This is a genomic window from Oceaniglobus trochenteri (genome assembly GCF_020529025.1).
Lineage (GTDB): Bacteria > Pseudomonadota > Alphaproteobacteria > Rhodobacterales > Rhodobacteraceae > Oceaniglobus > Oceaniglobus trochenteri.
In genome coordinates, this window is record NZ_JACNMM010000002.1 from 134,292 (window position 1) to 157,415 (window position 23,124).

General features: G+C 65.8%; 27 protein-coding genes and 1 riboswitch. Of the genes, 7 read left to right on the top strand and 20 right to left on the bottom strand.

What is annotated here, in order from left to right:
• Positions 1–233 precede the first annotated feature (233 nt).
• Positions 234–1,469 (top strand): Hsp70 family protein, encoded by a 1,236-nt coding sequence (locus H7828_RS00865; RefSeq protein ID WP_226779050.1) that lies wholly within the window; start codon positions 234–236, stop codon positions 1,467–1,469.
• 6 nt (positions 1,470–1,475) lie between these two features.
• Here H7828_RS00865 and H7828_RS00870 read toward each other — a convergent pair whose 3' ends face one another.
• Genes H7828_RS00870 through H7828_RS00880 form a run of 3 tightly spaced genes read right to left on the bottom strand, consistent with a single transcriptional unit; the run spans position 1,476 to position 3,792 of the window.
• The gene (locus H7828_RS00870; RefSeq protein ID WP_226779051.1) at positions 1,476–2,675 is read right to left on the bottom strand and encodes an NnrS family protein; all 1,200 of its coding nucleotides are present in this window, start codon (positions 2,673–2,675) and stop codon (positions 1,476–1,478) included.
• On the bottom strand, positions 2,672–3,349 hold the full coding sequence (locus tag H7828_RS00875; RefSeq protein WP_226779052.1) for a 5-formyltetrahydrofolate cyclo-ligase: 678 nt from the start codon (positions 3,347–3,349) through the stop codon (positions 2,672–2,674). The genes H7828_RS00870 and H7828_RS00875 overlap by 4 nt, the downstream gene beginning before the upstream one ends.
• Positions 3,346–3,792: a group III truncated hemoglobin gene (locus H7828_RS00880; protein ID WP_226779053.1), complete on the bottom strand. Its 447-nt coding sequence runs from the start codon at positions 3,790–3,792 to the stop codon at positions 3,346–3,348. The genes H7828_RS00875 and H7828_RS00880 overlap by 4 nt, the downstream gene beginning before the upstream one ends.
• 79 nt (positions 3,793–3,871) lie before the next feature.
• Here H7828_RS00880 and H7828_RS00885 point away from each other — a divergent pair, with 79 nt between their 5' ends.
• The gene (locus H7828_RS00885) at positions 3,872–4,288 is read left to right on the top strand and encodes an RrF2 family transcriptional regulator (RefSeq protein WP_226779054.1); all 417 of its coding nucleotides are present in this window, start codon (positions 3,872–3,874) and stop codon (positions 4,286–4,288) included.
• A gap of 142 nt (positions 4,289–4,430) precedes the next feature.
• Here H7828_RS00885 and trpB read toward each other — a convergent pair whose 3' ends face one another.
• From trpB to trmB, 9 genes are all read right to left on the bottom strand, one after another.
• Positions 4,431–5,660, bottom strand: coding sequence for a tryptophan synthase subunit beta (trpB, locus tag H7828_RS00890; protein ID WP_245398535.1), 1,230 nt, complete (start codon positions 5,658–5,660; stop codon positions 4,431–4,433).
• Between the two features lie 15 nt (positions 5,661–5,675).
• On the bottom strand, positions 5,676–6,128 hold the full coding sequence (locus H7828_RS00895; RefSeq protein ID WP_226779056.1) for a GNAT family N-acetyltransferase: 453 nt from the start codon (positions 6,126–6,128) through the stop codon (positions 5,676–5,678).
• Positions 6,125–6,757, bottom strand: a complete 633-nt coding sequence (locus tag H7828_RS00900) for a phosphoribosylanthranilate isomerase (protein WP_226779057.1) — start codon at positions 6,755–6,757, stop codon at positions 6,125–6,127. Before H7828_RS00900 ends, H7828_RS00895 begins: the two co-directional genes overlap by 4 nt.
• Positions 6,758–6,761: 4 nt before the next feature.
• Positions 6,762–7,121 carry a lipopolysaccharide assembly protein LapA domain-containing protein gene (locus H7828_RS00905; RefSeq protein WP_226779058.1) on the bottom strand — a complete coding sequence of 120 codons (360 nt, stop codon included), beginning with the start codon at positions 7,119–7,121 and terminating at the stop codon, positions 6,762–6,764.
• Positions 7,122–7,127: 6 nt separating this feature from the next.
• Positions 7,128–7,409, bottom strand: coding sequence for an integration host factor subunit beta (gene ihfB / locus H7828_RS00910; protein ID WP_226779059.1), 282 nt, complete (start codon positions 7,407–7,409; stop codon positions 7,128–7,130).
• A gap of 302 nt (positions 7,410–7,711) precedes the next feature.
• Positions 7,712–9,388, bottom strand: a complete 1,677-nt coding sequence (rpsA, locus tag H7828_RS00915; RefSeq protein ID WP_226779060.1) for a 30S ribosomal protein S1 — start codon at positions 9,386–9,388, stop codon at positions 7,712–7,714.
• A 324-nt stretch (positions 9,389–9,712) separates the two neighbouring features.
• The gene (locus H7828_RS00920; RefSeq protein WP_226779061.1) at positions 9,713–10,321 is read right to left on the bottom strand and encodes a (d)CMP kinase; all 609 of its coding nucleotides are present in this window, start codon (positions 10,319–10,321) and stop codon (positions 9,713–9,715) included.
• 87 nt (positions 10,322–10,408) lie between these two features.
• Positions 10,409–11,761, bottom strand: a complete 1,353-nt coding sequence (gene aroA, locus H7828_RS00925; protein ID WP_226779062.1) for a 3-phosphoshikimate 1-carboxyvinyltransferase — start codon at positions 11,759–11,761, stop codon at positions 10,409–10,411.
• A gap of 264 nt (positions 11,762–12,025) precedes the next feature.
• Complete coding sequence (gene trmB, locus H7828_RS00930; RefSeq protein WP_226779063.1) at positions 12,026–12,745, bottom strand: tRNA (guanine(46)-N(7))-methyltransferase TrmB; 720 nt, start codon at positions 12,743–12,745, stop codon at positions 12,026–12,028.
• 107 nt (positions 12,746–12,852) lie between these two features.
• On the opposite strand from trmB, the gene H7828_RS00935 reads away from it, so the two are divergent.
• The 4 genes from H7828_RS00935 to H7828_RS00950 all read left to right on the top strand — a co-directional run bounded on the left by H7828_RS00935 (position 12,853) and on the right by H7828_RS00950 (position 14,661).
• Positions 12,853–13,227, top strand: coding sequence for a hypothetical protein (locus H7828_RS00935; RefSeq protein WP_226779064.1), 375 nt, complete (start codon positions 12,853–12,855; stop codon positions 13,225–13,227).
• Between the two features lie 62 nt (positions 13,228–13,289).
• A complete protein-coding gene (locus tag H7828_RS00940) occupies positions 13,290–13,772 on the top strand; it encodes a copper chaperone PCu(A)C (RefSeq protein ID WP_226779065.1) in 483 nt (160 codons plus the stop codon).
• A gap of 59 nt (positions 13,773–13,831) precedes the next feature.
• Complete coding sequence (locus H7828_RS00945) at positions 13,832–14,389, top strand: cytochrome c oxidase subunit 3 (protein ID WP_226779066.1); 558 nt, start codon at positions 13,832–13,834, stop codon at positions 14,387–14,389.
• An 8-nt stretch (positions 14,390–14,397) separates the two neighbouring features.
• Positions 14,398–14,661 (top strand): cytochrome C oxidase subunit IV family protein, encoded by a 264-nt coding sequence (locus tag H7828_RS00950; protein WP_226779067.1) that lies wholly within the window; start codon positions 14,398–14,400, stop codon positions 14,659–14,661.
• Positions 14,662–14,667: 6 nt separating this feature from the next.
• Here the strand turns inward: H7828_RS00950 and metK are convergent, their stop codons facing one another.
• From metK to H7828_RS00985, 7 genes are all read right to left on the bottom strand, one after another.
• On the bottom strand, positions 14,668–15,849 hold the full coding sequence (gene metK / locus H7828_RS00955) for a methionine adenosyltransferase (protein ID WP_226779068.1): 1,182 nt from the start codon (positions 15,847–15,849) through the stop codon (positions 14,668–14,670).
• A gap of 7 nt (positions 15,850–15,856) precedes the next feature.
• A riboswitch (SAM-SAH riboswitch) is annotated at positions 15,857–15,905 on the bottom strand.
• A gap of 33 nt (positions 15,906–15,938) precedes the next feature.
• Positions 15,939–17,450 carry an apolipoprotein N-acyltransferase gene (lnt, locus tag H7828_RS00960; protein ID WP_226779069.1) on the bottom strand — a complete coding sequence of 504 codons (1,512 nt, stop codon included), beginning with the start codon at positions 17,448–17,450 and terminating at the stop codon, positions 15,939–15,941.
• The gene (locus H7828_RS00965; RefSeq protein ID WP_226779070.1) at positions 17,443–18,369 is read right to left on the bottom strand and encodes a transporter associated domain-containing protein; all 927 of its coding nucleotides are present in this window, start codon (positions 18,367–18,369) and stop codon (positions 17,443–17,445) included. The genes lnt and H7828_RS00965 overlap by 8 nt, the downstream gene beginning before the upstream one ends.
• Positions 18,370–18,442: 73 nt before the next feature.
• Complete coding sequence (gene ybeY / locus H7828_RS00970; protein WP_226779735.1) at positions 18,443–18,937, bottom strand: rRNA maturation RNase YbeY; 495 nt, start codon at positions 18,935–18,937, stop codon at positions 18,443–18,445.
• Position 18,938: 1 nt separating this feature from the next.
• Positions 18,939–19,934: a PhoH family protein gene (locus tag H7828_RS00975; protein ID WP_226779071.1), complete on the bottom strand. Its 996-nt coding sequence runs from the start codon at positions 19,932–19,934 to the stop codon at positions 18,939–18,941.
• Positions 19,935–20,101: 167 nt separating this feature from the next.
• A complete protein-coding gene (locus H7828_RS00980; protein WP_226779072.1) occupies positions 20,102–20,407 on the bottom strand; it encodes a hypothetical protein in 306 nt (101 codons plus the stop codon).
• An 11-nt stretch (positions 20,408–20,418) separates the two neighbouring features.
• Complete coding sequence (locus H7828_RS00985) at positions 20,419–20,922, bottom strand: OmpA family protein (RefSeq protein WP_226779736.1); 504 nt, start codon at positions 20,920–20,922, stop codon at positions 20,419–20,421.
• Positions 20,923–21,366: 444 nt separating this feature from the next.
• On the opposite strand from H7828_RS00985, the gene H7828_RS00990 reads away from it, so the two are divergent.
• Positions 21,367–21,699 carry a hypothetical protein gene (locus tag H7828_RS00990; protein WP_226779073.1) on the top strand — a complete coding sequence of 111 codons (333 nt, stop codon included), beginning with the start codon at positions 21,367–21,369 and terminating at the stop codon, positions 21,697–21,699.
• Positions 21,700–21,740: 41 nt separating this feature from the next.
• Here H7828_RS00990 and miaB read toward each other — a convergent pair whose 3' ends face one another.
• The gene (miaB, locus tag H7828_RS00995) at positions 21,741–23,048 is read right to left on the bottom strand and encodes a tRNA (N6-isopentenyl adenosine(37)-C2)-methylthiotransferase MiaB (RefSeq protein WP_226779074.1); all 1,308 of its coding nucleotides are present in this window, start codon (positions 23,046–23,048) and stop codon (positions 21,741–21,743) included.
• Between the last annotated feature and the right edge of the window lie 76 nt (positions 23,049–23,124).

Here is a 23,124-nt window from a genome sequence, read left to right on the forward strand (position 1 = left end):
CGGGTTTTTCCCCTGCCCCGGCAACCCGCACCCGCAGCGCGAGGGCCGACGATGACGCTTCTGGCCGCACATTTGGGCCCGAAGCCCTTGTTAGGCGATCGGCCCGATGGCGGCCAGCCCGTTTTCGCGCCCTGCCCTGCGATGAAAACGGGTCAGCAAGCCAATCCGGCAGCCATCACAAGGTTGCGCGGCGGCCAACTCTGCGATACCGGATCGGCCTTTTGGGGCAGGTCATGCACACATTGGGAATTGATTTCGGCACCTCGAATTCGGCCTGCGGCGTCCTTGTCAACGGACGCCCCCACCTGATCGAGATCGAGCCGGGCGCAAGAACGCTGCCCACCTCGGTGTTCTTCGACTACGACAGCCGACGCACCCTTTTCGGAACGGCCGCCAACCGGGCGCTGATCGACGGTGCCGAAGGGCGGTTCATGCGCGCGCTGAAAAGCGTTCTGGGCACCTCTCTCATGCGCGAACGCCGCCAGATCCTGAACGAAAGACTGGATTTCATCGACATCATCGCGCGCTTTCTGGCCCAACTGAAAGCCCGGGCCGAGGCCGCCTGCCATGTCGAATTCTCAAGGGCGCTTTCGGGGCGGCCGGTACATTTCCACTCGGACAACCCCAGCCGCGACGCCCGCGCCGAGGCCGATCTGCGCGAATGCTATGCCCGCGCGGGGTTCGACGCGGTGACGTTCCTTTACGAACCCGAAGCCGCCGCGCTTGCGACCGGGGCAACCGACGATGGTATCGGGCTGATCGTGGACATCGGCGGCGGCACCTCGGATTTCACACTGTTTCGGGCGCAGGGTGACGGGATCGAGGTTTTGGCAAGCAATGGCGTGCGTATCGGCGGCACCAACTTCGACCGCGCGCTGAGCCTTGATCACGTGATGCCGCTGCTGGGCCATAACGCCTTGATCCGCAATACCTTTGGCGACGGGGCGCTGCCCGCCCCCAACGCCCTTTTCCTGGATCTGGCCAGTTGGGAGAAGATACCCTTTCTTTACACCGCTCAGACCCTGCGCGATGTGCAGGCCATGGCGCGCATGGCAGTTGAACCGCGCCCCTTTGAACGGCTTGCCGCGGTTCTGGAACTGGAAACCGGCCACGACATCGCCTTCGCCGTTGAAGGCGGCAAGATCGCGGCCAACACCGGCCAGGGGCGTATCAATCTTGCGGTGGTGGAACCCGGGCTTTCGGTGCCGCTGACGGCGGGCGATCTGGACCGCTCCCTTGGCGCCTTGGCCGATGGTATCCGCGGCTGCGCACAGGCCACCTGCGCCATGGCCAACCTGCCGCCGTCCAGCGTCGATCATGTCGTCTTCGTCGGTGGCTCCAGCCTGATGGAGGTGGTGGTTGCCGCCATGGCCGATCTTTTTCCCAAGGCCCGGCACAACCGCACCGATCCGCTGACCGGTGTCGTTGACGGGCTTGCCATCGCTTCGGGGCGCATGGCCGCCGCCTGACGCCGCTCAGCGTGCGGGGCGCGCACGCAGCATCGCGGGGCCGTACAGAGCCGCGAAACCGCCGAAGGCGCCCAGCCAGGCCAACCCGGCCAGATGCAGCAGCGGTTCGGCCCCTTCGGGCCAAAGTGCTGCCACCAGACGCACCAGGGTGGCGACCAGCATGCAGAGGTAAACGGCCAGCGTGCCCCACCCCGCCGTCAGCTCCTGCCCCGTGTGGCCCAGGGTTGCGCGGCTCATCACCGCCAGGGTCATCAGGCCCACTGCGCCAGCCATCCACAGATGTTGCGCCCCCGCAGCGCTCAGAAGATCGGGCCAAAGCACCGAGACACCGACCGCCACGGCCCCCAACGGCACGAAGGCAAAGGCCAGGTGCAGGATCCACAACAGCGGCTCGGCCAGGGTCCGCTCTCCGGCCCAACGCGACAGGCGTATCGCCTGCGCCAAGCCCGCAGCGATCAGCAGGCCGGCCGTCAGCACCGCCAGGGGCGCCAGCACCCAGGCCACAAGCGCAACCAGCAGCAGCAGGAGCGAGGCCTTGTCGAACCGCTGCATCGGCGGCACGGGCAGACGCCCCGGCGCCTGACGCACCAGCCAGTTGCGAGTGAACGACGGCACGATACGCCCGCCGATGACCGCGATCATCATGATCACCGCGCCCAGCCCGATGCGAAGCCCGGCCCCCTGCGCCGCATAGTCCCCCTGCGCCGCGTTCCAGTGGAAAACGCCGTTTCCCACCGCAAAGACGCCGATCATCGCCAGCACCGGCAGGTTGCGCCAGTTGCGCCCGCGGATGATTTCACGGCCGATGGCGGCGAAAAGGGCCACCGGCATCGCCAGGTCAACCATGGCCACCGAAAGCGCCGGGAAGTTGCCGCCGCAAAGAACCGCCAACCGCCCGGCAAGCCACAGGGCGAAGAGCGCCGCCAGGGGCCACCCGACGATGGGCAGGCGCCCGGTCCAATTGGGCACCGCCGTCAGGATGAAGCCGGCCACCACCGCCGCCAGGTAGCCGAAGAGGAACTCATGGGCGTGCCAACTAACCGGATCGAACCGCGTGGGCAGGTCCAGCACACCCGCCAGCATGAATATCCAAAGCGTCATGGCCACCGCAGCCCAGGCGGCGGCGCCAAGAAAGAAGGGGCGGAACCCGAAACTGAAGATCGCGGGGCCCGTCCAGTTGCGCATCTGTTCGGCGGTGCTGCTCATCTCGTGTCTTTCGCAATCCGAAGCCCGGCTTCGGTGAGGATGAAATCCAGTGAAATATCATGGGGCTGCGGGAAGATCGTGGCCAGGCGGGCGGATTCGAACCCGATACCGATGGTCACCGGGCGCGGGCTGAGCGCGGCCAGCGTACGGTCGAAATACCCCCCGCCATAGCCCAGCCGATAGCCTTCGTCATCCCAACCGACCAGGGGCGCAAGGGTGATGTCGGGGGTCACCTGCTCGGCCTCGGGCGGGGGCACCGGGATGTTCCAGTCGCCGTGCACCATGCGGGTCTCCGGGGTCCAGCGGCGAAAGACCAGCGGCGCGGCCCGGGTTTCCACCAGCGGCAGCGCGATCTGCACGCCCTGTTCGTGCAGTTGCACCATCAGCGCCCTGAGGTTGGGTTCGCCCTTGATCGGCCAATAAAAGGACACGGTCAGCCCATGGGCGCCATCGAACCGGTCCTGCAACAGATCGTCCAGGTGACGGGCCATGTCGGCGCCCTTGTCCTGGCGGCTGGCCACGGTCATGTCCAGCCGGGCGGCGCGCAGGCGGCTGCGCTCGGCCTTGCGCCAGCGGGCCACGTCGCGGGCCTGTTCGGGGTCGGCCAGGTCGGGCGATGCGCAGGGCGACGAGGCAAAGGCCCGTTCCGTTTGCTGTTGGGTGTTTTTTGTCATGCCCCGGCCCTCCGCAGGTTTGGCATCGCCGATGTCGCATCCTGTGTCGCCATGTGCAGCGAACGGGCGATGCGTTCGGCCCTTTCGATGACGTGAATGGCCCCCTCTGGCGGGCAGACCTCTTCCGCGGTGGCGCGGAACAGGCCCAGCCAGCGTTCGAAATGGGCCCAGGTGACGGGCAGGCCCGCATGGGCAGGCACCGGCGCGCCGTGGTATTGCCCCGTCATCAGCGCGACCGACGACCAGAAACTGACCATCTTCTCCAGGTGCGGCTCCCAATCGGTGATCCGCGCGGCGAAGATCGGCCCCAGCACCTCGTCGCGCCGCACCTTTCCATAGAACCGATGCACCAGGTCGTGCAGCATCCCGTCGCTGAGCCCGGTCTGTTGCATCAGGGCCCGGGTCATCTCGGGGCGGGCAGAGTTGAGTGTCGGCTGTTCCATAGCGGCCTCGTGCGGATTCGGGTTGCAACTTTCCCTAGGCCGTTTAATAGGTATTGTAAATACCAATTGGAGAGAGGCCATGCGCCTGACCGCCTTTACCGACTACGGAATGCGCATGTTGATGCGGATGGCCAGCGCCCCCGAGCGCAGCTTTTCCACTGCCGAACTGGCCGAGGAATTCGGCCTGTCGCGCAATCATCTGAGCAAGATCATGCAAAGGCTGGCGCGCGCCGGCATCGTCAGAACGCGGCGGGGCGGCGGCGGCGGGGCTTCGCTGGCGCGCGATGCGAACAAGATACGTCTGGGTGAAATCGTCCGGCTGCTGGAAGAGGACCAGCCCCTTGTCGAGTGTTTTCAGACCGGGCCGAATGCCTGCACGCTGGATGGGCGGTGCGGGTTGAAGGCCCGGCTGCGGCGCGCCGAAACCGCCTTTCTGGCCGAACTTGACCGCGCCACCCTGGCCGACATCGCCCTGTGCGATCTCAGGCCTGCCTGACGCCGGAAATCAGGGCTTGCACTTTTCCAACATTGTGCACGGAAAATGCCCGCCGTAGCGCCATGAAATTTACAAAATCTGACAATATGCAAGGTTGGCAACCTCGGCCGCCAACCCGCCTTTCCAATCTCCGCGCGGCGGTTCAGCCCGCGCCGTTCATGTCCCAACCAAGGTGCTTGGCCACGGTGAAGATGTCCTTGTCACCACGTCCGCACATGTTCATGCAGATGATGTGATCCTTGGGCAGATCAGGGGCGATCTTCATCACATGGGCCAGGGCATGCGAGGGTTCCAGCGCGGGAATGATCCCCTCCATCGCGCAGGACAGCTTGAAGGCCTCCAGCGCCTCGGCATCGGTGATGGCGACATATTGCGCGCGCCCGATGTCGTGCAGCCAGGCATGTTCCGGCCCGATGCCCGGGTAATCCAGACCTGCCGAGATCGAGAAGCCTTCCAGGATCTGCCCGTCGTCGTCCTGCAACAGGTAGGTGCGGTTGCCGTGCAGCACGCCGGGCCGCCCCCCGGTCAGGCTCGCGCAATGCTCCATCTTGGTATTCACGCCCTTGCCCCCGGCCTCGACCCCGATGATGTTCACCTCCTTGTCATCGAGGAAGGGATAGAACAGCCCCATGGCGTTCGACCCTCCGCCGATGGCGGCAATCACCGTGTCGGGCAGGCGGCCCTCCTGCTCTTGGAGCTGGGCCTTGGCCTCCTTGCCGATGATGCTTTGGAAATCGCGCACCATGGCGGGGTAAGGATGCGGGCCGGCAACCGTTCCGATGCAATAGAAGGTGTCGCGCACGTTGGTGACCCAATCGCGCAGCGCGTCGTTCATCGCATCCTTCAGGGTGCCCCGCCCGCTGGTCACCGGCACAACCTCTGCCCCCAGAAGCTTCATCCGGAACACGTTGGGCGACTGGCGCTCAACGTCATGGGCGCCCATGTAGACCACGCATTGCAGGCCGAACTTGGCACAGACGGTGGCCGTGGCAACGCCATGCTGCCCGGCGCCGGTTTCGGCGATGATCCGGGTCTTGCCCATGCGCCGCGCCAGAAGGATCTGGCCCAGCACGTTGTTGATCTTGTGCGCACCGGTGTGGTTCAGCTCGTCCCGCTTGAAGTACACCTTGGCGCCGCCCAGGTGGTCGGTCAGGCGTTCGGCGAAATACATCGGGCTGGGGCGGCCGACGTAATGCGTCCAGAGATCGTCCATCTCGGCCCAGAAGCTGTCGTCGGTCTTGGCCTTCTCATACTCGGCCTCAAGCGACAGGATCAGCGGCATCAGGGTTTCCGATACGAACCGCCCGCCGAATTCTCCGAAACGCCCGTTTTCGTCGGGGCCCTTCATGAAGCTGTTGAAAAGATCGTTCATCACGCACCCCCGGTTTCAGTTCAATTCGCGTTTAAAGCCTATGTGCGAGGGGGTAAAGCCAAGGCGCGTGTAAAACGCATGTGCGCGCGGGCGCGTGGCGTTGGTGGTCAACTGAATCAGGCTGCAGCCGGCCGCCCGGGCGCGCGCCTCGGCGTCGGCCATCAGGGCCGCGCCGATCCCCTGTCCGCGCATGGCGCTGTTCACGCGCACCGATTCCACCTGCGCCCGGCGGGCCGCGCTTAGCGACAGACCCGAAATGAAGGTGATCTGGTAGGTCGCGACAACCCTGCCCCCGGTTTCGCCGACTATCAGGTGATTGGCCGCTTCCTCGGACATGCGGCGGAACGCTTCCTTGTAGCGCTGCAGGTCATTGCCCTCGCGGTTCTGCCCCAGGGCATCGTCGCGCAGAAGCGCCACGATGGCCGCGACATCGCGATGATTTGCGGCGCGCCAGCGGATCTCGGTCATCCTGCCGCCCCGATAAAGGCGGCGATGCGTGCGCTGTCTTTCACGCCGAGCGCCGATTCCACGCCGGATGACACATCGACCTGCCGCGCGCCCGTCAGGCGCACCGCCTCGGCCACGTTGTCGGGGGTCAGCCCGCCGGCCAGCATCCATGGCACCGGCCAACGACGCCCGGCCAGAAGCCGCCAGTCAAAGGCAAGCCCGTTGCCACCCGGCAGCGCAGCATCCTTCGGCGGCTTGGCATCCACCAGAAGCTGGTCGGCCACCTTGCCGTAATCGGCCAGCGCGGCAAGGTCGCCCTCATCCGCGATGCCGATGGCCTTCATCACCGGCAGGCCATAGCGTTCGCGCACCTGGCCCACACGCTCGGGCGTTTCGCTGCCGTGAAGTTGCAGCATGTCGATGGGCACAGCCTCCAGCAGGGCATCGAGCGTGGCGTCCTCCGCATTCACGGTCAACGCCACCTTGCACTGCCCCACCGGCACGTCACCCGCCAGCGTGGCTGCGGCGGGCAGCGTCAGGTGGCGGGGCGATTTGGCGAAGAAAACGAACCCCACATAGGCCGCATCCCGCGCGGACAGCAGGTCGGCGGGCCGGGTCAGCCCGCAGATCTTGACCCGTCTCTCGGCCACCTGCTCAGCGCGCCGGTGCGGGCTGGTCCAGGATCGCCAGCACGTCGTCGCCCTTGCGCTCGGACGGGGCTGCCATGCGCTTCATCTCGCGTTCCAGCTTTTCCTTCTCGCGGCGCTGGCGCACGGCCTCGGCGCGGAACTTGTGTTCGCGCAGCCATTCCCAGATGAACCCGACCATGACACCGGCCACCACCCCGCCCAGGATGACAAGGAACAGCGGCAGCGTCACCGACCACGACAGGCCCAGGAAACCGGCCATTTCAACCGGCAGAAGCTGCAGCGTCACCATCTCGCGGTTGGCCAGGGCAACGACGATCAGGCAGACCGCCAGGACGATAAGGAAGGCGTAACGGATGTATCGCATGTGGTTCTATTCCTCGTTCAGCCGATCACGAAGCAGCTTGCCGGTCTTGAAGAACGGCACATGCTTTTCCTCGACATGCACCGATTCTCCGGTGCGTGGATTGCGCCCTATTCTGGCATCCCGCTTCTTGACTGAAAAGGCCCCGAACCCCCTCAGCTCCACCCGGTCACCGCGCGCCATGGCTGCGATGACCTCTTCAAAGATGGTATTCACGATGCGTTCGACGTCACGCTGGTAGAGATGCGGATTTTCATCCGAAATCTTCTGAATCAGCTCGGACCGGATCATGCGTCATTCCCCCTGTGGCATCATTGGCCATGTCGGCGCTTTGGCCGCTTTCCCAGCGACTATAAGAGAAAACTTCGCCGCGGGGAACAAAAGCCTTGCGCAGCGGGACGGCAATTTTCGGGCTAACGGGCTGTTTCAAGTGGCAAATTGAGCATGGCCCCGCCGACGCTTTCCGCCCGGGGCCTGCCAGACGCCCGGGCGCGCGCCTTCCTGGCCAATGATTCGCGGGGGGCCGGAAAAGAAAAGGCACCCCGCAGGCGGTGCTGCGGGGTGCCATGTCATGTCGTCAGATCAGGCGAGGATCAGTCTTCGCCCTTGAGCGCGCGGCCCAGGATATCGCCCAGCGACGCACCCGAGTCGGAAGAACCGTACTGTTCCACGGCCTCTTTCTCTTCGGCGATCTCGCGTGCCTTGATCGACAGGCCCAGACGGCGGGTCTTCTGGTCGACGTTGGTGACGCGCACATCGATCTTGTCGCCCACGCCGAAACGCTCGGGGCGCTGCTCGGCACGGTCGCGCGACAGGTCCGAACGACGGATGAAGGATTTCGCACCCTCATACTCCACCTCGATGCCGCCATCCTCGATCGAGGTCACGGTGACGGTGATGATCGAGCCGCGCTTGACGCCCTCGGTCGCCCCGGTGAAGCTGTCGTCCAGAGCCTTGATCGAAAGCGAGATACGCTCTTTCTCGACGTCGACTTCGGTGACGATGGCCTGAACCACGTCGCCCTTCTGGTACGACTGGATCGCCTCTTCGCCGCGCTGATCCCAGCTGAGGTCGGACAGGTGGACCATGCCGTCGATGTCGTTGTCCAGACCGACGAACAGACCGAATTCGGTGATGTTCTTGACGTCGCCCTCGACCTGGGTGCCCTCGGGGTGGGTCTCGGCGAAGACTTCCCAGGGGTTGCGCATGGTCTGCTTGAGCCCGAGCGAGACACGGCGCTTGGCCGGATCGATCTCGAGAACCATGACTTCGACTTCCTGGCTGGTCGAAACGATCTTGCCGGGATGCACGTTCTTCTTGGTCCAGGACATTTCCGAAACGTGGACCAGGCCCTCGACGCCCGGCTCCAGCTCGACGAATGCACCGTAGTCGGTGATGTTGGTCACGCGGCCGGTGTGCACCGATTCCAGCGGGAACTTGGCTTCGACCGAATCCCACGGATCGGCCTGCAGCTGCTTCATGCCAAGGGAAATCCGGTGGGTTTCCTTGTTGATCTTGATGACCTGGACCTTCACGGTCTCGCCGATCGACAGGATCTCGCTGGGGTGGTTCACGCGGCGCCATGCCATGTCGGTGACGTGCAGCAGGCCGTCAACACCGCCCAGGTCCACGAAGGCCCCGTATTCGGTGATGTTCTTGACCACACCGTCCACGGCCTGGCCTTCGGTCAGGTTGCCGATGACTTCGGCGCGCTGCTCGGCACGGCTTTCTTCCAGGATCGCACGGCGCGACACGACAATGTTGCCACGGCGACGGTCCATCTTGAGGATCTGGAACGGCTGCTTCAGGCCCATCAGCGGGCCGGCATCGCGCACGGGGCGCACATCCACTTGCGAACCGGGCAGGAACGCGACAGCGCCGCCCAGATCCACGGTGAAGCCACCCTTTACGCGGCCGAAGATCGCGCCTTCGACACGGTCCTCGTCGGCATAGGCCTTTTCCAGGCGGTCCCAGGCTTCTTCACGGCGGGCCATTTCGCGGGAAATGACGGCTTCGCCCTTGGCGTTCTCGACCTGGCGCAGGAAAACTTCGACCTCGTCGCCGACCTGCACGTTGGGCTGTTCGCCGGGCTCGGCAAATTCCTTCAGCTCGACACGGCCTTCCATCTTGTAGCCGACGTCGATGATGGCCTGGCCCGCCTCGATGGCGATGACCTTGCCCTTGACGACAGAACCCTCGTCGGGGGTGTCAATTTCGAAGCTTTCGTTCAGGAGGGCTTCGAATTCCTCCATGGATGCGGATGCGCTCATGTGGCGTATGGTCCTTTGGTCATTTTGCTGGCCGAACGGTTGTCTCCGCCGGTCTTTGGGGTCCATTGGTCAAAAGGCGAAAAACAACAAGGGCCGGTGGTAACCGACCCTGCCATCCTCCGTCCGGGGCTGTATCCGCCCCTTCGACAGGCGCGCGTATACGCCATGCCCGGCGGGATGGCAAGGCGGCCCGGCAAACTCCGCCTGCCCGCCGCTATCGGAAAACGAGAGCACACCGCCCCCTCTTACTTGCTTCAAGAACTCCGGGGTCCGGGGCAGCGCCCCGGTCCTGCCCTGGCCGACAGCGCCACCGCCCCGGCAGGTTCAGCCGCGCTGCCGCTCGATCACGGCGACGGCTTCTGCCAGGGCCTCGGCGATGTCCATCTGCGAGGTGTCGATCAGAACCGCATCGACCGCCGGCTTCAGGGGCGCGGTGGCGCGGCCCTGGTCGCGGGTGTCGCGCTGGCGCAGATCGGCCAGCACCGCCTCAAAGGTGGTATCGGCCCCGCCTGCCTGCAATTCGGCAAAGCGGCGGGCGGCGCGCACGGAATCGCTGGCGGTGATGTAAAGCTTCACATTCGCGTCGGGGCAGATCACGGTGCCGATGTCGCGCCCGTCCAGAACCGCCCCCCCGGCGCGCCGCGCAAAGGCGCGCTGGAAATCCAGCAGGGCGCGGCGCACATCCGGAATCACCGCCACGCGGCTGGCCGCCTGGGCCGCATCGGCCCCGCGCAGTCCGGGATGGTTCAGGTCGTCCGGCCTCAGCGCGCGCGCGGCCTCGACCGGCTCGGCGCCGTCCAGAACCTTCTGACCCACGGCACGGTACAGCAGCCCGGTGTCAAGATGGGCATAGCCATAGCGCGCGGCAATCTGGCGCGAGATGGTGCCCTTGCCGCTGGCCGCCGGGCCGTCGATTGCTACTGTGAATGCCATGGAACGCTCCGTTTTCGGGCTTTCGTTGTTAAGTCAAACCGCAAGGGCGTTCAAGCCGTCACGACGCGCCGACAGCACATGCCGACTTCAGTCGGCCGAGCGCTCGAGCTTGGCGCCAAGGCCGCCCATCAACCCCTCGAAGATCGGGAAAGAGGTGGCGATCGGCCCCGCATCGTCGATGGAAACCGCCGTTTCGGCAGCCATGCCCAGGATCAGGAATGACATCGCGATGCGGTGATCGAGCCGCGCGGCACAGGTTGCCCCGCCCGGCACGCCGTCGGGGCCGCGGCCGGTGACGATCCACCAGTCCTCGCCCTCTTCCACCTCGACGCCATTTGCCCGCAGACCCTGCGCCATGGCATCGATCCGGTCGGATTCCTTCACGCGCAGTTCCTTCACACCGCGCATTTCGGTGCGCCCCTCGGCAAAGGCCGCGACGACCGACAGGATCGGATATTCGTCGATCATGCTGGCGGCGCGCTCGGGCGGGACCGCGATTCCCTTCATGTCGGGCGAGAAACGCGCGCGCAGGTCGGCCACCGGTTCGCCGCCCTCTTCCCTCTCGTTCTCGTAGGTCAGGTCGGCCCCCATCTCGCGCAGGGTGGTGAATAGCCCGGCGCGGGTGGGATTCAGCCCGATCCCCGGCACCAGAACATCCGAGCCCGGCACGATCAGCGCGGCACAGACCGGAAAGGCCGCCGAACTCGGGTCGCGCGGCACGGTGATCGCCTGGGGGCGCAGCTCGGGCTGGCCCTGAAGGGTGATGACGCGGCCCGCCTCGGTGGTGTCGACGCTGATGTCGGCCCCGAAGCCCGCAAGCATCCGTTCGGTATGGTCGCGCGTTGCCTCGCGTTCGATCACGCGGGTTTCGCCGCGCGCATTCAGCGCCGCCAGAAGAACCGCCGACTTCACCTGGGCCGAGGGCACTGGCACGGTGTATTCGACCCCCGAGGCCTCGGGGGCGCCGACGATGGTCATGGGCAGGCGCCCACCGCTGCGCCCATGGGCCTGCACCCCGAACAGCGCCAGCGGATCGGTCACGCGCCCCATGGGCCGCCCGTTCAGCGAGGCATCGCCGGTGAAGGTGGCGGTGATCGGCGTGGTGGCCATGGCCCCCATGATCAGCCGCACGCCGGTGCCCGAATTGCCGCAATCGATCACGTTGCCCGGTTCGGCAAAACCGCCCACGCCCACGCCATGCACCGACCATTCGCCGTTGTCGTGGCGCGTGACCTCGGCCCCGAAGGCGCGCATGGCGCGGCCGGTGTCCAGCACGTCCTGCCCTTCCAGAAGGCCGGTGATGCGGGTTTCGCCCACGCAAAGCGCGCCCAGGATGAACGAGCGATGCGAGATCGACTTGTCACCCGGCACCTCGGCAGTGCCGCTGAGCGGCCCGCAGGGCCGTGATGACATAGGGATTGCTGCGCCGTGGCCTGACATGCCGTTTCCTTGTCCGCGAGAAGAAATCGCGCGGATACTACCCCCGCCCCACCCGGGCGCAAGGCGCAAATGGCACGGGAGCGGAACCGGTCAGATCAGGGCCGCCAGCGGCAGCAATAGAAAGACGAACAGGACGAATGGAAGATGACGACGCATGATGGCGACTCGCTGAATGAAGGATGGGCGAAAATGGCAGTTTTCAATGCCGCCAAATTACCCACAGCCCCGCGAGTCGCAAAGCACGATATCGTGCCTGCCCCGGCGTTAGGCCGGATTCCGCCGGAAGGTCATGTAATGCGGGGTACGCCCCTCGCGCAGGGCCTTTTGCTCGTAACGGGTGCGGGTCCAGTCGGCCCAGGGTCGGCGCCAGTCCTCGGGCCCTTCGGCCAGCCATTCAAAGCCCGCGCGCGGCACCTCCTGCAGGGTCTGGCGCACGTAGTCGGGAATGTCGGTCGCCACCCGGAAGATCGCCCCCGGCTTCAGCACCCGCGCCAGCGGCTCCAGATGCTCGGGCGTCACGAAGCGGCGGCGGTGGTGGCGCTTTTTCGGCCAGGGATCGGGGTAAAGCAGGAAGGCGCGTTCGATGCAGGCATCGGGCAGGACATCGAACAGGTCGCGCACGTCGCCCGGATGGATCGCGACATTGCCGACCTCGGCCTGGCGCAGCTTGCCCAGGGTCATCGCCACGCCGTTCTCGAACGGCTCGCAGCCGATCAGCCCGACCTCGGGGTTCAGCCCGGCCTGGTGCACCAGGTGTTCGCCCCCGCCAAACCCGATTTCCAGCCACAGGGGCCGCCCGCCGCAGATCGCCGCCGGGTCAAGCGGGTGACGCTCGGGGTTGTCTTCCCAGCTGACCGGCCCGGGCGACAGTGCCGCCAAGTCTTCGGCCAGATAGGCATGCTGACTGGGGCGCAGGGTCTTGCCCTTGAACCGGCCATAGAAATTGCGCCAGGGCGCGCCCGAGGGGTGTTTGCGGTCATCCATGGGGCGGCGTCATAAGATGCCCCGGGGCAGGATGCAATCGCTGCGGCGCTGCGCCGCGCTTGCCTGTCTTGTGCGGCCCTGTGCCAGCGCTTAGACCGGCTGTGATGATGACACCGGCCAACCATATCCTGCGACAGGTGCTGCGCCTCTGGCTTGCCGTCACGGTGTCGCTGGCGCTGGCGGCCTCGGCCCTGGCGCACCGCGCCCCTGTCACGGCCGACGATCTGGCGCTGACGGCCTTCCTCGCCTCGGGCGGAACGGTGTCGGATCTTTGCGGCGAGGCTGGCCATTCGCGCCATGCCGGCACGGCCGGTTGCGATGCCTGCCGCCTGGTGGGGGCCGCCCTGGTGCCCCCCGCCCCGGCGACGGCCCCCATGGCCGCGACGCGGGTGCATCGCATCACGCCGGTCACGGCACGCCCCTGCCCGCCCCCTGCCCCGCGCCGTCAGCGCCACACGCCGCGCGCGCCCCCTGCGGGCTGATCTGAACCCAAGTCACGACAGATCAATCCGGCCCCCATGGCCAACCGCAGAAAGCAGATACAATGAAAATGACCAGAACCACCCTCATCGCCGCCCTTGCCACCTTCGCCCTTGGCGGCACCGCCATCGCGCACAGCTTCAAGGTGGGCGATCTTGAGGTCGGGCATCCCATGGCCTTCGAAACCCCGATCACCGCCAAGACCGGCGGCGGCTTCCTGACCGTCACCAACAACGGCGACAGTGCCGACCGCCTGATCGAGGTGCGGGCCGATTTCCCCAAGGTCGAAATCCACACCACCGAGATGAGCGACGGCGTGGCGCGGATGATGCATGTCGAAGCCATCGAGATTGCGCCGGGCGAAACCGTCACCCTGCAACCGGGCGGCTATCACATCATGTTCATGGGTCTGAACGGCGATCCCTTCGAAGTGGGCGAGAAGATCCCCGCCACCCTGGTCTTTGAAAAGGCCGGCACCCTGGACTTGGAATTCAACGTCGAGGAACGCCCCGCCAGCGGCGAGAAGATGGATCACTCGGGCCACTGACCCAAACGGCACCGGGGGCGCCATGCGGCGCCCCCCTTTCATCGAAGGCATGACACATCATGACGCAACAGACGCCCCCCACCCTGCTTGAGGAACTGCCGGGCGATCTGATGATGTGGGTGCTGATCGTAAGCGAGCTTCTGGTCTTCGGCGCCGGGCTGGCGGCCTTCCTTTCGGTGCGCATCACCGATCCGGCCGGCTTTGCCGAGGCGCAGACCCAGCTGCATCGCACCGGTGCGGCCATCAATACCGTCGTGCTGATCACCAGCGGCTATCTTGCCGCCCGGGCGCTGCCCCTGCGCCAGGCCGGGCGACGGCTGGCCGCGCGCCTTGCCCTGGTGGCGGCGGCCCTTCTGGGGGCGGTGTTCCTGGTGGTGAAGGGCATGGAATATGCCGACAAGGCGGCCAGGGGCATCGATTTCGAAACCCACCCGTTCTTCATGTTCTACTATCTGCTGACCGGGTTTCACGCCGCCCATGTGATTGCCGGTATCGTCGTGCTGCTGCTGATCGCCTGGCGCGACTCGGTCGAGAACATCGAGACCGGCGCCGCCTTCTGGCACATGGTCGATCTGGTCTGGGTGCTGCTGTTTCCCGTCGTCTACCTGCTGGCGTGAGCGTGCCGATGCCCCCTCCCCTTGAGCGTGCCTGGCTGGCGCTGATCCTGCTGAGCGGTGCCAGCACCGTTCTGGCCGAACTGGTGGATAGCGGGTTCGACACCCGGATCACCGGCAGCATCGTGATGCTGCTGGCCTTTCTCAAGGCGCGGGTGATCCTGTCGCGCTACCTTGGCCTTGCCGCCGCACCCCGGTGGCGCGGCGGTTTCAATCTCTGCCTCGGGCTGTTCTGCATCGCGCTGCTGGGGCTTTACCTCGCCCCGGCGCTCTAACCGCGCTCAGACCGCTTTTTTCAGCGCTTCGGCCAGGTCGGTCTTTTCCCACGAAAACCCGCCGTCCTGATCGGGGGCGCGGCCAAAGTGGCCATAGGCCGCCGTGCGCGCAAAGATCGGGCGATTCAGCCCCAGGTGGCTGCGGATGCCGCGCGGTGTGAGGTCCATCACCTGTGCAACGGCCCGTTCGATGGCTTCGGGCGAAACCTCGCCCGTGCCGTGGGTATCGGCATAGATCGACAACGGCCGCGCCACGCCGATGGCATAGGACAGCTGGATCGTGCATTTCTCGGCCATGCCCGCCGCGACGACGTTCTTGGCGAGATAGCGCGCGACATAGGCCGCCGAACGGTCGACCTTGGTCGGGTCCTTGCCCGAAAAGGCCCCGCCCCCATGGGGCGCCGCGCCGCCATAGGTATCGACGATGATCTTGCGCCCGGTCAGCCCGGCGTCACCATCGGGGCCGCCGATCACGAAGGTGCCGGTGGGGTTGACGTGCCAGACGGTCTCGGCGTCGATCCAGCCTTCGGGCAGAACCTCGCGGATATAGGGTTCGACGATGGCGCGGATGTCGGCGCTGGTCTGGCTTTCGCTCGCGTGCTGGGTGGACAGCACGATCGAGCTGACGCCCACCGGCTTGCCATCCTCATAGCGGACCGAAAGCTGCGACTTGGCGTCGGGGCGCAGGGTGGGTTCGGTGCCGTTCTTGCGCACCTCGGCCAGGCGGCGCAGGATCGCATGGGCATAGTGGATGGGCGCGGGCATCAGCTCGGGCGTTTCGCGGGTGGCGAAACCGAACATGATGCCCTGGTCGCCGGCACCTTCGTCCTTGTCGCCCGAGGCATCGACGCCCTGGGCGATCTGGCCGGACTGTTCGTGCAGCAGGTTGGTGATTTCGCAGGTGGCGTGGTGAAACTTGTCCTGTTCGTATCCGATGTCGCGGATACAGTCGCGCACGATCCCCTCGACCCCGGCCATGGCCTGCTTCAGCTTGTCCTCGTCACGCAGCCGGATTTCGCCCCCGATCACGACACGGTTGGTGGTGGCGAAGGTTTCGCAGGCCACCCGCGCCTCTTCTTCCTGGGTCAGGAAGGCATCGAGGATCGCGTCGGAAATGCGGTCGCATACCTTGTCGGGATGGCCTTCGGACACGGATTCCGAGGTGAAGGTATAGGATTTTCGGGACATGGGAACGTGCTCCATTCAATTGCACCCGACGCGCCAGGAAGCCGTTGCGCGGGCATTGAGGTGGCGGTTACACCCCCTGCGCCGCCGGTTCAATCGCCATTCCGCAACCGCAGGAGCATCAGCCCGCCCAAAAGGACAATCAGCAACAGTGCAAGCGGCAGATCGCCCGTCCGCGAATAGAGGGTGGGCGCCAGCGCCCTGGGCAGCGCCACGTCAAGATGACCGGCCACCCCCAGGGCAAGCGACGGGCCCATCACGCCATGGGCGTCGATCACCGCCGAAATGCCGGTATTGGCGACACGCACCAGGGGCAGACCCTGTTCGATGGCGCGCATCCTGGCCTGGGCCAGATGCTGTTGGGGGCCGGCGAAGGTGCCGAACCAGGCGTCGTTGGTGATCTGAAGCAACCAGTCCGGGCGCGTGGTCCCGCGCAGATCCTGGGGAAAAACCGCCTCGTAGCAGATCAGCGGCAGGGCTTTGCCCAGGGGGCCCAGGTCAATCACCTGCGGCCCCGGCCCCGCCGTGAAGCCGAAACCGTCGCGTGCGGCAAAACTGCGCAGGCCGACCGCCCGGGCCAGCTGACCCAGGGGGATGAATTCGCCGAAGGGAACAAGGTGATGCTTGTCGTAGGTGGTGACGATCTCGCCCCCCTCGCCCAGCAGCAGGGCCGAGTTGAAGGCCCGCAGTCCGTCAAAGCGCTGTGCCCCGATCACCACCGGGCGCCCCCCGGCCGCGCGCGAAATGTCGGCAAGCGCCGGGTGGCCCGGTTCGGCCGCCCAGGGGATCGAGGTTTCGGGCCAGACCGTAAGGTCGGGCATGCCGGGCGCGGCGGTATATTCAAGCTGGCGGTCAAAGAACATCAGCGCGCGGTCGGGGTCCCACTTCTCCTCCTGCGGCGCGTTGGGCTGAATCAGGCGGATCACGGGCGCGCCCGGCCCGCCTGCCGCAAAGACCTGTGGCCAAAGGGTTTCACCCAGGCGGGGCAGCAACACCAGCGCCGCCAGAACCGCCACCCCCGCCCAGGTCCGCCACCTGAGCGCCGCCACGCAGACCGCCCCCATGGCCAGCACCAGCAGGCTGAGCCCGTAAGAGCCCACAAGGGCCGCGCCGCGCGCGATGATGCCTTCGCTGAACACATAGCCGGGCAAGGCCCAGGGGAAACCGGTCAGGACATAGCCGCGCAACATTTCGGCAGCGCTCAGTGCCAAGGGAAAGGCGATCAGCCGCCAAGCCCCCGGCGGGGTGACCAGCGCGGCAATCGCCGCACCCAACCCCCAGAACAGGGCGAACCCGGTCGCCGAAAGGATCAGCGCGAAAGGCGCCATCCAGCCATGGCGCGCCACATCCACCAGAAAGGGTTCGACGATCCAGTGCAGCGTTAGCGCGAAATACCCGATCCCGGCGCACCACCCTGCAAAGGCCGCGGCGCGCCACCCGGCCCGATCGATCAGAAGCGCGCAGAGCAGCGCAAATCCGGCAAGGCCCAGATGCGGCTGGGAAAACGGCACCTGGCCGAACCCCGCAAGGATGCCCGCGCCGATTGCCAGAACCGCGATCTGGCGCCGTGTCGCCCGCGCCAGCAGCGCGAAGCGATCAGCCACCGGCGGCCTGGGCCGTGGCGCCGCGTTCGGCGGGGGGGCGTTCGGCCCCGGCAAGACGCACGCGAATGCGCTTGATGCGGCGGGGGTCGGCATCGACGATTTCAAGCTGCGCACCGGACGGATGGGCGATCACCTCGCCACGGGCCGGAATGCGCCCGGTCAGCACATAGGCCACGCCGCCCAGGGTGTCGATTTCCTCTTCGTCCTCGGCCTCGACCAGCTTGAGGCCGATCCGCGCCTCGAAGTCTTCCAGCGGGGTCTTGGCCAAGGCGAGGAAGACACCGGGCTTCTCCTCGGTCCAGAACTGTCCCTCGTCGATGTCGTGCTCGTCCTCGATCTCGCCGATGACCTGTTCGATCAGGTCTTCAATCGTGACCAGCCCGTCAACGCCGCCGTATTCGTCGATCACCAGCGCCATGTGCATCCGGTCGCTCTGCATCTTCTGAAGCAGCACGCCGATGGGCATGGAGGGCGGCGCATAGATCAGCGGGCGCAGCATCGCCGCCAGGTCGAAAGTGGCACCGGTGCCGTTGAACCCGTGCTGCAACGCGAAATCCTTGAGGTGGATCATGCCGATGGGGTGATCCAGCGTTTCGCGATAGACCGGCAGGCGTGTCATGCCGCTTTCGCGGAAGACGGCCACAAGGGCGTCCATCTCGATGTCATGGGGGATGGCCACGATCTCGACCGTGGGAATGGCCACGTCCTCGACCCGCATCCGGCGCAGGTTCGACATGCCGGGGCGCTGGCCCGGGCTTTCACCCGGCGCCGGGGTCTCGCCCGTTTCGCCGTCGGGGGTGTCGCCGTTGTTGAAGGCCTCGAACAGGCGGCCGAAAAAACCGCGGTTGTTTTGGGCGTCGTGCCCGTCCTCGTCCAGCGCGCCCTGCGCCGCCGTGGACCCGTCTTCTGAGTCGCCCATCGTACCTTTCCGCTTCATCCGGCCGCCAGGCGGCGGATGCATTGTGATCGCGGCCCCACTGGCCGCATGTTTCCTATGGCATGGCGCTATAGGGGTCGGCAATGCCCAGCCCCGTCAGCAGGCGGGTTTCCAACGCCTCCATCAGATCGCCATCCGCCTCATCCTCGTGGTCGTAGCCCAGAAGATGCAGCGTGCCGTGGATGAGAAGATGGGTGACGTGATCGCCCATTGCAATGCCTGCCGCCTGCGCTTCGCGCGCGCAGGTGTCATAGGCGATGGCCAGGTCGCCCAGTTCGGTGTCGCCCTCGGGATCGGGCAGATCGGGCTCCGCCCCGGCCAGGTCGGCGCCGCGTTCCTCGCTGGGCCAGGACAGCACGTTGGTCGCCGCCTGCTTGCCCCGGAAATCGGCGTTCAGGGCGGCGATGCGCGTATCGTCGCAGGCCAGAAGGCTCACCTCCCAGGGGGCGGGCGGCAGATGCGCCAGCGCCGCGCGCACGGCGGTCTGTGCCAGCGTCTCAAGCCCCAGGTCGGACCAGCGGCGGTCCTCGATCATGACGTCGCAGGTGATCTCAGGCATCGGCCTCGTAAGCCTCGATGATGCGGGCCACCAGCGGATGGCGCACCACGTCCTTCGCCGTGAAGTAGTTGAAGGCGATCCGGTCGATCCCCTTCAGCAAGCGTTCGGCATCGTGCAGCCCGCTTTGCACCCCGCGCGGCAGGTCAACCTGGGTGCGGTCGCCCGTCACCACCATGCGGCTGTTCTGCCCCAGCCGGGTCAGGAACATCTTCATCTGCATCGAGGTGGCGTTCTGCGCCTCGTCCAGCACCACGAAGGCGTTGGACAGCGTCCGCCCGCGCATGAAGGCCAGCGGCGCGATCTCGATCCGCTTCTCCTCGATCAGCTTGGCAGCCTGCTTGCCCGGCAGGAAATCGTTCAGCGCGTCGTAAAGCGGCTGCATGTAGGGATCGACCTTGTCCTTCATGTCGCCGGGCAGATAGCCCAGCTTTTCGCCCGCCTCGACGGCGGGGCGGGACAGGATGATCTTGTCGACATGGCCTTCGATGAACATGTTCACGCCCACCGCCACGGCAAGATAGGTCTTGCCGGTGCCCGCCGGGCCGATGCCGAAGGCAAGTTCGTTGGAAAACAGCGCCTTCACATAGGCCTTCTGCGCCTCGGTGCGCGGTTCGATCAGCTTCTTGCGGGTCTTGATCTCGACCCGGCCGCCCTGGAACAGCTCCATCTGGTCGCCGTCGCGCATACCGGTTTCCGCCTCGGCCGGGCCCATGCGGATTTCGGCGTCGATGTCGCCCGTCTCCAGCGCCCGTCCCCCTTCCAGGCGCGCATAAAGCGCCTGCAGGGTTTCGACCGCGCGCGCCCGCGCGTCAGGCTCGCCGATCACGACAAGAACATTGCCGCGGCGCAGGATCTGCACCTCAAGCCCCTGTTCGATTCGCGCGAGATTGCTGTCGAAGGGGCCGCAAAGGTCGATCAACAGGCGATTGTCGGAAAACTCCACCAAAGTTTCGGCGGCGGTGGCGGGGGTTGGCGGGATAAGGCCCAAACAATGCTCCAGACACTGAGATTACACTAGGTATGGTGCCAAGATGGCCCCGGACACGCAAGCGGAAGCTGAGGCCGTCACGAAAATATCACGCGGGCAAAGGCCGCCGGATATGAAAAGGGCCGCGGCATCACGCCACGGCCCGCTTTCGCCCGTTCGACCCGCAATCAGACCGGATCGGGGATCGAGGTGCCCTTGTTGAAGGGGCCAACGGCGGTGTTGGGGGCGCCGACGCCCGAACACACCGGCTTGCCGTATTTGTCCAGCCGCTGCGACAGGTAGCCTTCGATGCCGTCGTCGATGATCCAGTGATCGCAACCGTTCGGATCGATCCAGATACCGGCCTTCAGTTGCGACAGATCCTTGCTGTCGACGAAGCGGTCGACCGATTTGTCCTGCTTGTCCAGCAGTTCGTCACAGCCCGCGACGCCAAGGCCCAGCACGGCGACAAGAGCGATTTTCGTGATGTTCATGACCGCTCTCCTCAGCGAATGCAGATGATTTCGACGCGGCGGTTCACCGCCATGCCGGCATGGGTGCGGTTCGACGCCTTGGGAAGGCGTTCACCATAACCGCGCACGTCGGCGATGCGCGCGCCCACGCTTTGGGCGATCCGCGCGACCGAATTGGCGCGGTTGATCGACAGGCGCATGTTGTATTCGTCCGAGGCGCGGCTGTCGGTGTGACCGGCGATGATATAGCTGGTGGCGCCCGCCGACTGGAAGAATTGTTGCAGCATCTGGCGGCCCTGGGCGCTTACCCTATAGCTGTCGGTGGCGAACAACTGGTCGCTGTTCATCACGGCGCAGGTGTTGCCGCGCCGGCAGACCGGAATGCCCTGCCGGTTGGTGTGGGGCGTCATGTAACCTTCCCAGCCGTCGTCCATCACCCAATGTTCGCAACCGTCCGGGTCAACCCAGATGCCCGGAACGTAAGACGCCTGGGCCGAGGCGGCACCCGCCGCGACGATCGACGAGATCGCAATGATTGCACCGCCAAGCGCGGCACGAGCTGCGTTGGAAAAATTCAACACACCCTGTCTCCTTCGAAAATTTAGCGCGTCAGGCAAATTGGCAGCGCCCGCGCATCCCCCGATTATCTTGTCTTTCCGGACCTTAGCAAACTTCACCCAGTTGTGAAGTCGGATTCCGGGCCGATACGCCCCCGAATCCGCCCATGCGGCGCCCGGCCCCCGGATTTCCCGATTGGCCGCCTGCCACCACGGCATCAATCCACGCCCTTCCCCAGCTTCGTTTCGCCAATGGGGACAGTTAACGATGGCGCAGCAGGATTCCTTGCCAAACCCCTAAAATCTTCGGATAGTTTGGCAGGAATGCGCGGCAAACTGGGCGCGGTCGGGTGAGTCTGCCTCTTGCACCCCTCCGACATCCCTGGCGGCCGGTCAGATTTGATCCTCAGGGGGAGTGGCAAGATGAAGAAACTGTTTTTGGCGGCGGCCGTGCTGGCGGCCGGTACGACAACCGCGATGGCGGGCGGCAAGCACCACCATCACAAGCATGCCTATGGCACCTACACGATCAGCAACGTGACCATCGTGGTCAGCTGCTATCGCGGACCCTGGCGCGAGGTGATCTGGGATCGCCCGAACGCCGTCTTCTACGACAGCCTGGTGAACGCCGGTTACGCCCCCGCCACCGCCCATGCCGTGGCCGAGCGGATCTGCCGCGATGACAAGCTGGTGGGCAACATGGAAAATATGATCGAAGAGATCAAGCGCGTGATCCGTCAGGCCCCGCGCAGCTGACAAGACCCTGGCGCGCCCGGGCCATCCCGGCGCGCCAAGCTTCAGGCCAGGACGCCGCCCAGCGAATTCGCCCCGCTTTCGGTAATCCGCACCGGCGCGATCGACCCGACAGCCGCATCCGGCGCCTGGACATGAACCGCATGAAGATGGTCGGACTTGCCGCCCATCTGCCCCGGCAGGCGCCCCGGCTTTTCAAACAGCACCTTCACCACACGGCCCACCATGGCGTCCTGAATCCGCCGCTGCTGTTCACCCAACAGCGCCTGCAGCCGGTGCAGCCGTTCCGTGGCCACGCCATCCTCGACCTGCGCGCGTTCTGCCGCCGGGGTGCCCGGGCGCGTTGAATACTTGAAGCTGTAGCACTGGCCGTATTCCACCGCCCGCACCAGCGACAGGGTGTCCTCGAAATCCTGATCGGTCTCGCCCGGGAAACCGACGATGAAATCGCCCGAAAGCAGGATATCGGGGCGCGCGGCGCGGATGCGTTCGATCAGGCGCAGATAGCTTTCGGCGGTGTGTTTCCGGTTCATCGCCTTCAGCACCCGGTCACTGCCCGACTGCACGGGAAGGTGCAGGTAGGGCATCAGCTTTTCGCAATCGGCATGGGCCGCGATCAGGGCATCGTCCATGTCGTTGGGGTGGCTGGTGGTATAGCGGATCCGCGCCAGCCCCTCGATCCGGTCCAGATCGCGGATCAGCCCGGCAAGGCTGCCGTCATGCCCGTGATAGGCGTTGACGTTCTGCCCCAGCAGCGTGATTTCACGCACGCCCCGTTCCACCAGATCGCGTGCCTCGGACAGCACCCTGTCGGCCGGGCGCGACACTTCGGCGCCCCGGGTATAGGGCACCACGCAGAAGGCGCAGAACTTGTCGCATCCCTCCTGCACCGTCAGGAAGGCCGAAGGCGCGCGCGCCGCCTTGGGCCGGGCCTTGAGATGGGCGAACTTGTCTTCCTCGGGGAAATCGGTGTCCAGCGCCCTGGCGCCCTGACGCACTGCCGTCTCCATCTCGGGCAACCGGTGATAGCTTTGCGGCCCCACCACCAGGTCGACCACCGGCGCGCGGCGCATGATCTCTTCGCCTTCGGCCTGGGCGACACAGCCGGCAACGCCGATCTTCAGATCGGGGCGCGCCTCTTTCAGGGGCTTCATCCGGCCAAGTTCAGAATAGACCTTCTCGGCGGCCTTTTCGCGGATGTGGCAGGTGTTGAGCAGGATCATGTCGGCCTCATCGGCGCGATCAGTGGCAACATAGCCCTGCCCGCCCAGCGCCTCGGCCATGCGTTCGCTGTCATAGACGTTCATCTGGCACCCGTAGGTCTTGATGAACAGCTTCTTCGCCTCGCCCATGGTCCCTGCCCTGCAATGATTTCCCAAGGCCCGCGTCCTATCGCATACCGGCATGGCTTGCAATCCGCCGCCGTTT

Coding starts and splice junctions, on each gene's coding strand:
- H7828_RS00865 (WP_226779050.1), top strand. CDS start 234: ATGCACACATTGGGAATTGATTTCGGCACCTCGAATTCGGCCTGCGGC.
- H7828_RS00870 (WP_226779051.1), bottom strand. CDS start 2,675: ATGAGCAGCACCGCCGAACAGATGCGCAACTGGACGGGCCCCGCGATC.
- H7828_RS00875 (WP_226779052.1), bottom strand. CDS start 3,349: ATGACAAAAAACACCCAACAGCAAACGGAACGGGCCTTTGCCTCGTCG.
- H7828_RS00880 (WP_226779053.1), bottom strand. CDS start 3,792: ATGGAACAGCCGACACTCAACTCTGCCCGCCCCGAGATGACCCGGGCC.
- H7828_RS00885 (WP_226779054.1), top strand. CDS start 3,872: ATGCGCCTGACCGCCTTTACCGACTACGGAATGCGCATGTTGATGCGG.
- trpB (WP_245398535.1), bottom strand. CDS start 5,660: ATGAACGATCTTTTCAACAGCTTCATGAAGGGCCCCGACGAAAACGGG.
- H7828_RS00895 (WP_226779056.1), bottom strand. CDS start 6,128: ATGACCGAGATCCGCTGGCGCGCCGCAAATCATCGCGATGTCGCGGCC.
- H7828_RS00905 (WP_226779058.1), bottom strand. CDS start 7,121: ATGCGATACATCCGTTACGCCTTCCTTATCGTCCTGGCGGTCTGCCTG.
- ihfB (WP_226779059.1), bottom strand. CDS start 7,409: ATGATCCGGTCCGAGCTGATTCAGAAGATTTCGGATGAAAATCCGCAT.
- rpsA (WP_226779060.1), bottom strand. CDS start 9,388: ATGAGCGCATCCGCATCCATGGAGGAATTCGAAGCCCTCCTGAACGAA.
- H7828_RS00920 (WP_226779061.1), bottom strand. CDS start 10,321: ATGGCATTCACAGTAGCAATCGACGGCCCGGCGGCCAGCGGCAAGGGC.
- aroA (WP_226779062.1), bottom strand. CDS start 11,761: ATGTCAGGCCACGGCGCAGCAATCCCTATGTCATCACGGCCCTGCGGG.
- trmB (WP_226779063.1), bottom strand. CDS start 12,745: ATGGATGACCGCAAACACCCCTCGGGCGCGCCCTGGCGCAATTTCTAT.
- H7828_RS00935 (WP_226779064.1), top strand. CDS start 12,853: ATGACACCGGCCAACCATATCCTGCGACAGGTGCTGCGCCTCTGGCTT.
- H7828_RS00940 (WP_226779065.1), top strand. CDS start 13,290: ATGAAAATGACCAGAACCACCCTCATCGCCGCCCTTGCCACCTTCGCC.
- H7828_RS00945 (WP_226779066.1), top strand. CDS start 13,832: ATGACGCAACAGACGCCCCCCACCCTGCTTGAGGAACTGCCGGGCGAT.
- H7828_RS00950 (WP_226779067.1), top strand. CDS start 14,398: ATGCCCCCTCCCCTTGAGCGTGCCTGGCTGGCGCTGATCCTGCTGAGC.
- metK (WP_226779068.1), bottom strand. CDS start 15,849: ATGTCCCGAAAATCCTATACCTTCACCTCGGAATCCGTGTCCGAAGGC.
- H7828_RS00965 (WP_226779070.1), bottom strand. CDS start 18,369: ATGGGCGACTCAGAAGACGGGTCCACGGCGGCGCAGGGCGCGCTGGAC.
- H7828_RS00980 (WP_226779072.1), bottom strand. CDS start 20,407: ATGAACATCACGAAAATCGCTCTTGTCGCCGTGCTGGGCCTTGGCGTC.
- H7828_RS00990 (WP_226779073.1), top strand. CDS start 21,367: ATGAAGAAACTGTTTTTGGCGGCGGCCGTGCTGGCGGCCGGTACGACA.
- miaB (WP_226779074.1), bottom strand. CDS start 23,048: ATGGGCGAGGCGAAGAAGCTGTTCATCAAGACCTACGGGTGCCAGATG.